The 11,904-nt window shown below is 35.7% G+C and carries 12 protein-coding genes; 8 read left to right on the forward strand and 4 right to left on the reverse strand.

Translation table 11 applies throughout. The annotated features are described in order from the left end of the window. Positions 1-40: 40 nt before the first annotated feature. From I583_RS15820 to I583_RS15835, 4 genes are all read left to right on the forward strand, one after another. Positions 41-796: a MurR/RpiR family transcriptional regulator gene (locus tag I583_RS15820; protein WP_010762421.1), complete on the forward strand. Its 756-nt coding sequence runs from the start codon at positions 41-43 to the stop codon at positions 794-796. Positions 797-992: 196 nt separating this feature from the next. After that, complete coding sequence (locus I583_RS15825) at positions 993-2,303, forward strand: PTS sugar transporter subunit IIC (protein WP_010762422.1); 1,311 nt, start codon at positions 993-995, stop codon at positions 2,301-2,303. 31 nt (positions 2,304-2,334) lie between these two features. Next, positions 2,335-3,774, forward strand: a complete 1,440-nt coding sequence (locus I583_RS15830; RefSeq protein ID WP_010762423.1) for a 6-phospho-beta-glucosidase — start codon at positions 2,335-2,337, stop codon at positions 3,772-3,774. 188 nt (positions 3,775-3,962) lie between these two features. After that, the gene (locus I583_RS15835; RefSeq protein WP_010762424.1) at positions 3,963-4,472 is read left to right on the forward strand and encodes a DinB family protein; all 510 of its coding nucleotides are present in this window, start codon (positions 3,963-3,965) and stop codon (positions 4,470-4,472) included. A gap of 101 nt (positions 4,473-4,573) precedes the next feature. On the opposite strand, the gene I583_RS15840 is transcribed toward I583_RS15835, so the two are convergent. The 3 genes from I583_RS15840 to I583_RS15850 form a co-directional block, all read right to left on the reverse strand. Continuing rightward, entirely contained in the window at positions 4,574-5,344 is a 771-nt protein-coding gene (locus I583_RS15840) for an ABC transporter permease (RefSeq protein WP_010762425.1), read from the reverse strand. A gap of 79 nt (positions 5,345-5,423) precedes the next feature. Continuing rightward, positions 5,424-6,368 (reverse strand): ABC transporter ATP-binding protein, encoded by a 945-nt coding sequence (locus I583_RS15845; RefSeq protein WP_010762426.1) that lies wholly within the window; start codon positions 6,366-6,368, stop codon positions 5,424-5,426. Next, complete coding sequence (locus tag I583_RS15850) at positions 6,369-6,695, reverse strand: ArsR/SmtB family transcription factor (RefSeq protein WP_010762427.1); 327 nt, start codon at positions 6,693-6,695, stop codon at positions 6,369-6,371. It abuts the gene before it with no gap. A 249-nt stretch (positions 6,696-6,944) separates the two neighbouring features. Here I583_RS15850 and truA point away from each other — a divergent pair, with 249 nt between their 5' ends. Beyond that, on the forward strand, positions 6,945-7,688 hold the full coding sequence (gene truA / locus I583_RS15855) for a tRNA pseudouridine(38-40) synthase TruA (RefSeq protein WP_010762428.1): 744 nt from the start codon (positions 6,945-6,947) through the stop codon (positions 7,686-7,688). A 167-nt stretch (positions 7,689-7,855) separates the two neighbouring features. On the opposite strand, the gene I583_RS15860 is transcribed toward truA, so the two are convergent. Continuing rightward, positions 7,856-8,734 (reverse strand): alpha/beta hydrolase, encoded by an 879-nt coding sequence (locus I583_RS15860; protein WP_010762429.1) that lies wholly within the window; start codon positions 8,732-8,734, stop codon positions 7,856-7,858. Between the two features lie 325 nt (positions 8,735-9,059). Here I583_RS15860 and I583_RS15865 point away from each other — a divergent pair, with 325 nt between their 5' ends. The 3 genes from I583_RS15865 (at position 9,060) to I583_RS15875 (ending at position 11,891) form a co-directional block, all read left to right on the forward strand. Continuing rightward, positions 9,060-9,671 carry a helix-turn-helix domain-containing protein gene (locus I583_RS15865; RefSeq protein ID WP_010762430.1) on the forward strand — a complete coding sequence of 204 codons (612 nt, stop codon included), beginning with the start codon at positions 9,060-9,062 and terminating at the stop codon, positions 9,669-9,671. 225 nt (positions 9,672-9,896) lie between these two features. Then, positions 9,897-10,547 carry a DUF998 domain-containing protein gene (locus tag I583_RS15870; protein ID WP_010762431.1) on the forward strand — a complete coding sequence of 217 codons (651 nt, stop codon included), beginning with the start codon at positions 9,897-9,899 and terminating at the stop codon, positions 10,545-10,547. Positions 10,548-10,985: 438 nt separating this feature from the next. After that, the gene (locus I583_RS15875) at positions 10,986-11,891 is read left to right on the forward strand and encodes a phosphatase PAP2 family protein (protein ID WP_010762432.1); all 906 of its coding nucleotides are present in this window, start codon (positions 10,986-10,988) and stop codon (positions 11,889-11,891) included. Positions 11,892-11,904 lie beyond the last annotated feature (13 nt).

Consider the following 11,904-nt stretch of genomic DNA (forward strand, 5'->3'; position numbering starts at 1 on the left):
TGGTATAATTTTCTTAGCGAATTAAAGGAGATTAACATAAATGGCGATATTTGATTATCTGAAATTAAACGATCTATCCTCCGTGGAACAAGAAATTTATCGATTTGTTGTGAATAACTTAGAGAAAATCCCTTATATGCGTGTTCGAGATATTGCGGACGGTGCTCACGTATCATCGACATCTGTTTTTCGCTTTGTTCAGAAAATAGGGTTTCATTCTTTTCCAGAGTTTCGTTTTTATATTAAATCTCATTTAGATAATGTTCGCCAAGCAGAGAATAAAAAACATATTGGCATTGAAGAGCGAGTGAACTCACTTAATATGGAAATTTTTCATCCTGATGTAGAATATCAAATAAAAAAGATGGCACAAGAGTTACGAGATAGTGACCTGATATTGTTTATGGGGATGGGCGCTTCTGGTGCAATCGCACAGTATATAGCTAGAAAATTAGCGAGCTTGGGTTATTTATCCATCAGTTTGGATGATCTGACCTATCCTATTCGTAGTTTTTTACGCAAAGATCAAAAAAATGTCATCGTATTTTTAAGTGTCTCTGGTGAAACAAAAGAATTGATAGAAGTAATTGCGGGTTTACAAGATAAGAACAGTGTCAAAAAGTATTGTATTACGCTAAACAAGAAAAGTACGCTAGCTCAACTTTGTGACTACTCTATTGAGTATGAAATCAAAGAAGAACGCAAAGATATTTTTCTGGATTTGACTAGTCAGTTACCAGCGATTGCAATCTTGGAAACACTGATCAGCTATCTTAAAGACTTTCGTAATGATTAAATAAAATATAGTACAGCAAATTAACTAGAGGGGAAAACGTACTTTAGTTAATTTTTTTTGTCTAAAATATGGAACGACTTGTTCCGTACAAGGAATTTGTTCTATTTCCCAAGAATTTATTTTTAAAAAGGAGGCGCTTACTTTTTTCCGGATTAATTTATGTATAATACGTTTATAAATGAAAGGAGTTTTATCTATGCAAAAATTTAATGACATCATTGATCGTTCATTAGTACCGATTGCGACAAAGTTAAATAATCAACGTCACATCGCAGCGGTTCGAGATGCGTTTATGTTGATTTTTCCATTAACGATTTCTGCGTCACTGGTTATTCTAGTTAACAACATTTTATTTTCAAATGACAGTTTTGTCGTGCAATTATTACGTTTGTCCAGTGTTTTTCCAAATTTAGAAGACGCTCAACAGGTTTTGTCCTCTGTGGCAAATGGAACAATCAATATCATGAGTATTTTTATCACTTATCTTGTTGCGCAAATCTTAGCAAAACATTTTGAAGCTGATTCAACTTTGGTCGGGTTAACAAGTATTGCCAGTTTTATGATCTTATATCCTAAACCTTTTAATGCAGATGATTTGAATGTGATCAGTACACAATACTTAGGGGCACAAGGCTTGTTTGTTGCGATGATCGTTGGTTGTTTAGTAGGGGAGTTTTTACCAAAGCTATTCAAAGTAAAACGACTACAAATTAAAATGCCAGATATGGTGCCACCAGCAGTTTCTCGTTCCTTTTCAAGTATGATTCCAATTGTTATTGTAGTGGGTATTTCAGCGATTATAAACTTTTTAGTGTTGATGATTGCACCTGAAGGGGTGAACGAACTTATCTATAAAGGCATTCAAAGTCCTTTACGTGATCTTGGAGGAAACGTTGTCGGCGTTATGTTATTAGCTTTTATTCAAACATTGCTATTTTCTATCGGTATTCATGGTCCAAATACGTTAAATGCTGTTCGTTCTGCTATTTTTACGGAGCAAGATTTAGCCAATCTGGATTTTATCAATAAAGGTGGTTCGCTTTGGGATGTTCCTTACAAAGAAACGTGGGGGATTCTAAATGATATGTTTGCGAATATGGGTGGTACAGGGATGACAATGGGCTTGATCATTGCGATTTTTATTGCATCACGACGACCTGAACAAAGAGAAATCGCAAAGATGTCATTAGTTCCAGGAATTTTTCAAATTAATGAGCCCATTATATTTGGGTTGCCAATTGTTTTAAATCCACTATTGATCGTTCCGTTTATATTGGTCCCAATGGTTAATATCATGATTGGGTATTTTGTTACGGTGGTTTGGCCGATTATGCCGTCACCTGCAATTGGTGTTCCATGGACCACACCTGGAATCATTAACTTATTCTTAGGGACAGGTGGAAATATTGTTGCAGTTTTAGTAGGAATCATCTGTTTGGCAGTTTCAGTTTGTATCTATTTACCATTCGTTATTGCCTCTAATCGTGCACAGAAGATAGATTTATAAACGAATTATTTTTGATTGAAGGAGCTTGGTTATGACGAATAAAATAGCAGAAGATTTTTTATGGGGCGGTGCAATTGCAGCCCATCAGGCGGAAGGATCTTGGAATATAGATGGAAGAGGACCTAGTATCGCTGACGTGATGACCGCCGGCGGAAATGGCATCGCACGGAAAATAACGAAGGGGGTTCTGGATGGAGAATACTATCCAAACCATGAAGCAATCGACTTTTATCATCACTATAAAGAGGATATCAAGCTTTTTAAAGAGCTAGGTTTAAAATGTTTGCGAACGTCTATATCATGGAGCCGTATTTTTCCTAAAGGAATCGAAGAAGAGCCGAATGAAGCGGGTTTATTATATTATGATCGTTTATTTGATGAATTACTAGAAAATGGTATTGAACCTGTTATTACGCTGTCACATTTTGAAATGCCTTATTACATCTATGAGGAGTTCGGTGGTTTTGCCAACAAGGAAGTGATTCCATTATTTGTAAAATTCGCTAAATGTGTGTTTGAACGCTATAAAGATAAAGTAACCTACTGGATGACGTTTAATGAAATCAATAACCAAGCGGATGGACAAGAGCCACTTCATGTTTGGACGAATTCAGCGATGATTATTGAAGATGAAGACAAAAAAGAAGAACTTGTTTTTCAAGCGGGAATCAACGAATTGATTGCTAGTGCAGCTGCTGTGATCGAAGGGAAAAAAATAAATCCTCAATTCCAAATTGGTTGTATGATGGCCTATGTCCCAGTTTATCCGTACTCGTGTAATCCTGAGGATATGATGGCCTCTGTTAAAGCGAATGAGCGAAGATTTTTCTATAATGATATTCATGCTCGAGGGAAAATTCCCACTTATGCGACAAAATATTGGGAACGTAAGAACTACCAAATTGATATCAGCGAGCAGGAATTAGCTATTTTGAAAGAAGGAACGGTCGACTATATCGGTTTTAGTTATTATATGTCTGGCACGATTTCAACGCTTGAAGATGTCGAAGGATGGCAGACAGAAGATATTCCGAATGCAAAAATAGTGAAAAATCCATATATAAGTGTGTCTGATTGGGGCTGGCCAATCGATGAAGTGGGACTACGTTATGTCTTAAATACTGTTTATCAACGTTACGATCTACCGTTATTTATTGTCGAAAATGGTTTTGGTGCATATGATAAACTAACAGAGGAAAATACTGTTCATGACAACTATCGGATTGAGTATTTGAGTAAACACATTGAGCAAATGAAAAAGGCCATCATCGAAGATGGTGTTCCAGTTATTGGGTATACGCCTTGGGGCATCATCGATATCGTTAGTTTTGGTAGTGGGGAAATGGAAAAAAGATACGGTATGATTTATGTGGACAAGGATAACGAAGGAAATGGAACCCTTCAACGGTTGAAAAAAGAGTCATTTTACTGGTATCAGAAAGTAATTGAAACGAATGGTGAAGATATTTAAGCCTCAATAAATTAAGTGCCCCCTTTTTGTCTATCCTTTAATGGATTGACAAAAAGGGGTGTTTCAACGTGAAGTCATTCAACGATAGCCTCGAAAATTTGATGTTCCATAATCACTGTAGTAAAGTGATAGTAGAGATAAGGGCAGTAAAAACTGTTTTCATTACAACTAATAAAGGAGAGGTCTCAATGAAAATCACACAATTATCTATCGATACGTTAAAGAGAGCACAAGAGCGTTTTGAAGAAACACTGGATCAGATGAGCGTAGAGGAAGCTAATGCGATGCCAAAGCCCTTGATCAAATCGGTTACTTGGTTGATTTGGCACACTGCAAGAGAGCTTGATTATCAATTGTCTGAGCTGAACAAGACCAAACCGTTGTGGCTAGAATCAGGTTGGAGTGAGAAATTTGCGTTGGATTTACCTGATGATACAGAGGATTGGCGTCATACGCCAGAAGAAGCAGCAAAAGTGGTCGTATCGGATAAAAAAATCCTTTTAGATTATTTAACTGCAAGTGTTGATTTTACAAATGCCTATTTAGAAAACTTGGATGAAGCAAGTCTTAGTGATGTTGTGGATACAAACTGGACACCAGTTGTAACCCGTCAAGCTCGAATCGTTTCAGCTATTGATGATGCAGTGATGCATTCTGGACAAGCTGTTTATACAAGAAGATTGGTGATTGGCGAGTAGTACTTATTTTCAACTGAAATAAAAAATGAAGAACTTGGGACTTACGTCCCAAGTTCTTTCTGTTATTCAATAGATTTCAAAAATGCGCAAAAAATTTATGATTAGCTTCTTAATCCACGTCCTCGATCAATCAAATACCAACAAACGGCATAAAGAACAGAAATGAATAAAATCAAAATGATCATAGAAAAGATGATCGGAACATCAATGGTTCCAAGAAAGCCATACCTAAACCCTGATATCATATACACGATTGGATTTATTTTTGAAATAGATTGCCAGATTGGAGGCAACATTGATATCGCATAGAACACTCCGCCAAGATACGTTAGCGGCTGTAAAACAAAAGTTGGCACAATCGATACATCGTCGAACGACTGAGCAAAAATCCCATTTAATAACCCTGCTAATGAAAATAAAATAGCTGTCATAAGAAGGGTAATAATGACAATAGACCAAGAATAAACGTGAAGTGGTACAAAGAATAAAGAGATCATTGTAACGAGTGTCCCTACTAGGACACTTCGACCAAGTCCACCGAAGACAAATCCCCAAATAATAATATGCGTTGGGACAGGTGCAACAAGTAACTCTTCAATATTTTTCTGGAACTTTTGCGAGAAAAATGAAGAAGAGACATTGGCATAAGAGCTTGTAATGACTGACATCATAATAAGTCCAGGAACGATAAACTCCATATAAGAGAATCCTTCCATTTGACCGATTCGTCCACCGATCAGATTTCCGAAAATAACAAAATAAAGGGATGTAGTGATTACTGGTGGTACCAAAGTTTGTACCCAAATCCGTAGATAACGATTGGTTTCTTTTACTGCAAGGCTCCTTAAAGCCGTGAAATATAACTTAAACATTTTCATTCTCCTTATTCGTATCAAAGTATTGATTTCTTAAATCAATCTGATGCTCATGACGTATATTATTCCACTAGCGTTACACTTGGGAAGTAGTACTGGCATCTACTAGGGGTTTTTCTTCTGTAATTTTTAGAAATAGTTCTTCTAGTCGATTGGATTTATTACGCATAGAAAGAACTTGGATTCCTTGATTTGTGAGCTGTTCAAATAGGCCATTCAAGCCTTGATTTCGTTCAATCTCTACTTCAAGTGTTTGCTCGTCTTCAAAAATACACTTGTAACCTGTGATTTCAGGTTTGTTTTCAAAAGGAGCTAAGTCGAAAATAAACGTTTCAAACTGCAACTTGGCTAGCAAGGTTTTCATGCTGGTGTTTTCAATTAACTGACCAGATTGTATGATACCAATATTGCGGCAAAGCATCTCTGCTTCTTCTAAGTAATGCGTCGTTAAAATGATCGTTGTGCCATTTTCATTCAGTTCTCTTAGAAAATCCCACATTTCCCGTCTCAGTTCAATATCGACTCCAGCTGTAGGCTCATCTAAGATAAGTAAACGAGGCTCATGCATCAAAGCTCTGGCAATCATCAAACGGCGTTTCATCCCTCCAGAAAGCATGCGAGCACGTACATTTCGCTTTTCCCATAGATTAGATTGTCTTAGATATTTCTCGCTGCGCTTTAATGCTTCTTTTCTTGAAACACCATAGTAACCAGCTTGATTCACCACGATTTGTTCAACTGTTTCAAATGGATTAAAGTTAAACTCTTGTGGTACTAAACCGATCTGTTGTTTGGCAAGAACTAAATCATTATCCAAGTCATAACCAAATACTTTTACTTTCCCTGATGTTTTATTAACAAGAGAAGTAATGATACCGATCGTTGTGGATTTACCAGCACCATTCGGGCCTAAAAGTGCGTAAAAATCACCTTCTTCTACAACTAAATTGATGCCCTTAAGAGCTTCGACTCCACTTCCATATACTTTTTTCAAATCGTTTATTTCGAGTGCATACGTCATTTAATTACTATCTCCTTTTGTCTCTTTAGTATATTGGCAAAGACAATCTTCTTCGCTATCAGAAAGTAAATGCATCATAGAGCTCATAAATTCTTTTACGAACTCTTCTCTTAATGTATAATGATGCCACTGGCTTTGTTTACTGACAGAAACAATACCAGCGCTTTCTAAAACTTTCATATGATGAGAAAGAGTGGGCTGTGTAAAATCAAAGTGTTTCAATACATCGCAGGCGCACATACTACTATACGAAAGCAAATCGATTATTTTCATTCGCTTAGGATCAGCCATTGCTTTAAGTACTAAAGAAAGTTTTTCGTAATCCATGTTCATTCCTCCTGAATATAGATGACTGTCTATGTTTAATATAGGGGAACATGAATGGAATGTCAAGTAGCACTATTCCTGAAAATTAGTATAAAAAATAGAACAAACGCTAAGTTATCTCTGAAATAAAGTGATAATAATGGACAATTAAATAGACCACACTTCATCACGTGAAGCAATACTGTTATAATAGAAGCGAATACTAGTAAAATCAATGAAAAATGCATTTTAAGAGGAGTAAACTAAAAAATGAGAAACATTAAATTGACAATCGAGTACGATGGTACAAGATATCTTGGCTGGCAAAGACTCGGTGATTCAGATAAAACGATTCAAGGAAAAATCGAGAACATCTTGACACAGATAACACGTTCAAAAATTGAAATCATAGGTTCTGGTCGAACGGATGCTGGAACGCATGCCAGAGGACAAATTGCGAATTTTAAAACAGATAGTAAAATGGCACTATCAGAGATGATTGAAAGTTTAAATCGTTATCTTCCGCAAGATATTGTTATAAAAGAAATAGAAGAAGTTCCAGAAAGATTCCATGCTCGATATAATGCCAAAGGGAAAAAATATAGTTATTATCTCTGGAATAATGCGATTCCTTCTGCTTTTGAGCGTCATTACAGTTTCCATTATTCTGAAGAGCTTGATTTTGAGTTGATGGATGAAGCTTGTCGGAAATTAATCGGAACTCATGATTTTATTGGGTTTTCATCTCTTAAAAAGACTAAAAAATCAACAACCCGAACAATCAATGAATTATCGATTCAAAAAGAAGGGGATCTTATTCATTTTACCTTTATTGGAGATGGCTTTTTGCATAAAATGGTTAGAATTTTGATGGGCACCCTCTTAGAAATTGGATCAGGAACACTGAAATTAGAAACGATCGATGAAGTATTTAAAAGTAAAATCAGAAGTGAGGCAGGCATGACTGTTCCGGCACAAGGATTGTTTTTAGATGAAGTTTATTATCGTGATTGAAGGTAAAAAATTAGACTTAATTGCAGTTTGACTATTAAATAACCTGAAGTGTAACGCTGGGAGTTACACTTCAGGTTATTTAATTTATCAAGCAGTTGCATCATCAAATTCAACAAAAAAACTGAAACATCTAAAAGAGTCGTAGTTTCTATAAAAGGTTTTTATATTCATTTTAAAGAAAACTCTTTGAAAAAAGCAAGTTCATCATTATTACACTGTCTTGCAATATCACTTTTCTGATTCAAATGAAAGACATGTCCTAGCTCGGAATGATCTTGATTTGCGTAAAGACGGTAAGTTGTTTCAACGCCTTTAGACTGCAATAACGCTACCAATGGCTGGGCAAGATCTTTTAACATATCGTGTGTAGCGGTTGTAACAAAAGTTGGTGGGAAACTGTCTGTGATATAACGCTCTACTGGAAACTGGCTTTCCAATGTGGGGGTGATCGTATCACCAAAGTAAAATGGAAAGTCTTGATTAATAGCACCATTTTCTCCAATGAAATAGGCGCCACAGTTCAAAGCGACTGCCTTAAACTGGATGGCAGCAACTTTAAACGGAAAGTTTTGTGCATAAACTGAGTTACTTGTTAGCGTAGTATATTGTTCTACCAATTGAGCGCCAGCGCTATCGCCAACTAAAAAGAGGTGATCTAAATCAATGTAGTAGCTTTGTCCATGTTCAATCAACCAATTCATCAAAGCATTCGTATCTTCCAATGGAGCAGGATATTGATGATCAGGTGCCAAACGATAATTGAAATTCACTACGGTAAAGCCTTGTGTTGCCAAATACATAGTATAAAAGCGATAAAGTTCTTTATCGCCATAGAAGAACCCACCACCATGAATATTGATGATCGTGGGTAAACAGGTAGTGGTCCCTATAGGATAATAAATATCAAACGTATTTTCAATACCGTATGGACCGTAAGATAAGTCTTTGATTATTTCTAGAGTATCTGGTTCAGTCAAACCAGCATCTCGTTTTTCATCATGTTCTCTTATTTGATCGCGCATTGTTGGAATGTCAAAAGTTGCCATAGTTGTTGCCCCCTAATGAAATATGTTTCATATTTTGATGCTATTTGTATTATAATTGAAAGCGATTACCTTTGGAAGTAAAAGTAGTTTTTTCATTCTTTTTAATAGGTAAAGAGATTAGTATGGAAATTAAAAAGAGTATAGCTTAAAAAAGCAACAACCTATTAACCTATATTTTATGTAGTTGGAATATTTTTTTTAAGGTTTTGTTGTTATAATAAGTCTATGGAGCATCACATTTGTGAATTCAACTAATAGTTGAGGCGGGGTATCACTTATTCAACGGATAGCTGTTTGCCCAACGTTAATCTAGGAGGTTATGCTGGTGGTAGAGATTGGAAACAAAATAAAAGAATTAAGAGAATCAAAAAAAATGACTCAAAAAGAGTTAGCCGAGTTTCTGAATGTTACGCCTCAAGCCGTTTCGAAATGGGAACGGAATAAAAGCTACCCAGATTTGGATACGTTGGTAAAGCTCAGCAAGTATTTCAACATTTCAACCGATACTATTTTAGGAAATACTAAACAATCATTTTTTAGCTCTCTTTTTTCAAAAAAGGAAGGTAGAAAAAGTATGGAAAATGATAACAAAGTTAAGAATGAGAAGACGTCAAAAAAAATGGGAAATCCTCAAAAGATCCTACTATTTGGAATTACAGGGATGATGACAGATTATGAAATGTATACAGGTTTATTGGTGACGAAAATGAATAATCTAGCGAGAGATAACAATATAAACGTAACGGTCCAAGCGTATAGTGTGTCTAAAATCGCTGAAAAAGGCAGAGATGCTGATTGTATTTTATTATGTCCAGAACTTCACTATGCCGAAGAGGAAATCAAACATAAATTCCCAGAGATCCCTGTCAAAATTATTGCTAAAAAAGATTATGCTATGTTAGATGGTATGAAGATTTTGAAAAATGTATGGGTGTAACCGCTACTTAAATAATACGAGCGTGGGACAAAACTAAAAAACAGTTTTGTTTCGCGCTCTAAATCCGAATAAACGGCGAGAAAAAAGCAGCTCCTTCGGAAATAAGCGTTTTTGTCTCGGCCTCTGTTTTTATATTTTAAAGAATAAAGATTATTAAATCATCTTGTAATTGCGTATAATTAGAGTGTCAGAATTGCCAAAGAAATTGGGTCTAGGGGGAGCAATATGAATTTTTTGAAAAAATATGGATTTTATTTTCTATTATTAGGTGTAATAAGTGATTTCTTAACACCGTATAGCTTGGGTTTGTTTTATCCAAAAATGAGTCAAATGACCATGGTGATCAGTATATTTGGAGATGTCGATAGTCCAGTACGACGTGCATTTTTGATTTGGTCTGTAGTATCAGGTCTATTATTTGTATTGGCAATACCGGCAGTGTATCAAGCTTTTAGAACTACGTCAAAGACATTAGCCAGCTTATTAACTCTATCAATTGGGGTGTATGGGATTGGAGATTGTCTGTTTACTGGATTGTTTAGCATTAACACGGAACAAGCAAATTGGAATTTTTCTACATGGGTTCATAATATTGGCTCTGGCTTAGGGTACGCTGGTTTTCTACTTTTCCCCCTTTTTTTGTATTTACTTTATCAAAAACAAGGTAAAACAATCTTTAGCAAACGTTACTTGATTTTGTTTCTGATCAGTATTTTTTTTGCAAGTATATATGGTTTAGCTCGAATTCCTGGAATCAATCAGTTTCCCGTTTTGAATCAAATCGGTTTTTGTCAGCGGCTAAGTTTTATCTTTAATTACTTACCGATAATGATTTTTGCCATAAATCAAATCAAAAGTAAGAAAGTTAACTATTAATAAAGGTAAGAAAATGATTGAAACGGTACCAGCAAAAGTAGAGTTATATTATTAAATAGTAACGTTTGGCGCTGAGTATATAAGAGATTATAAATAAAGAAGGAATCGTGTGGTGGAATTTTTAGCTCATGATTCCTTTTTTGATTACGTAATAGGGACAGCGAGAAGATTAATGTCTTTTTAATGATAGATAAAACGACAAAATGTATGATATTTTGTATTTTTAAATGATAGAATAATACTTGGAAGTGATTTAAGGGTACCAGACTTCATGAGCTACTTCGATCGCATCAACTCCTAAGAGCTAAAGCTCCAAGGAGTGAAGGTCTTAGGAAAAAATAGATAGAATGAGGCAAAAACATCTCAGCCCTATTTTTTCTCTTTTCCTATCAAAGCTGATCAAGCTCTTTTAGCTTTTTAAATTTAGGAGGAATAAAAATGTTAAAGAAAATGTCAGATAGCAGAAGAATTGCAATAGTTATCGCAATTTTTGTCGTTTTACTTGGGATTGGTACGTTTGGGGACTTAGCAATCTCAAATGCAGTGATGAGTCAAAATTCATACATTGCCACCTTTTTACAAAATTATGCCTGTTTTCCCGTAGGGGTCGTAATCATGATGAGCGGAGAAATTATTATTCATTTTGCGGTTCGATCAAGCCAACCTATGATAGCAAAAGTGTTGATTGCCGTGTCTGGAGTAGGTCTATCCTTTTATGGGATATGGTACTATTTAAAATTTGCTATTCAGTATACCTTATCATCTATCCAAAATGTCGAGCATGGTCGTCCAATCGGGCAAGCAAATAATGATGGTGGTGTTAATCCCACGTTACCAACAATTATCAATATCATGATTTGTTTCGTTGTTTTTGCTGTAGCAACGTTGATCATTCAAAAATGGTTACGCCATAAAACGGCAGAAGAGTTCGATCGTTTAATGCGTGTGGCTATTTTAGGAATTGCAGTAGCCTTTGTTTATCTAATGTGTGTAGAGGAAATTAAAATTTTATGGGGGCGTGTTCGTCCATACGAGCTAAATGCTATCCAAGATAATTTTACGCCATGGTACAAAATGAATGGACCAACTGGACATAAGTCATTCCCGTCAGGACATTCTTGTGAAAGCATGTTTGCTATATTCTTTCCTTTATACGCGAGTTCTAAAAATACTAAGCTACGTAAAAAATTATTGGTTTTTGGTGTGACTTGGGGCGCTATTACAGCAATCAGTCGAGTGTTATTAGGCTGTCATTTCTTTAGTGATGCGACGATGGGGGCCTTCATCATTGTATTCCTTGTTTTTGTTGGGACAAGATGTGCCCAGCTAAAATTGGTAGACTAAGAAATAATCGATC

Origin of the sequence: Enterococcus haemoperoxidus ATCC BAA-382, assembly GCF_000407165.1 — a bacterium.
Lineage (GTDB): Bacteria > Bacillota > Bacilli > Lactobacillales > Enterococcaceae > Enterococcus_L > Enterococcus_L haemoperoxidus.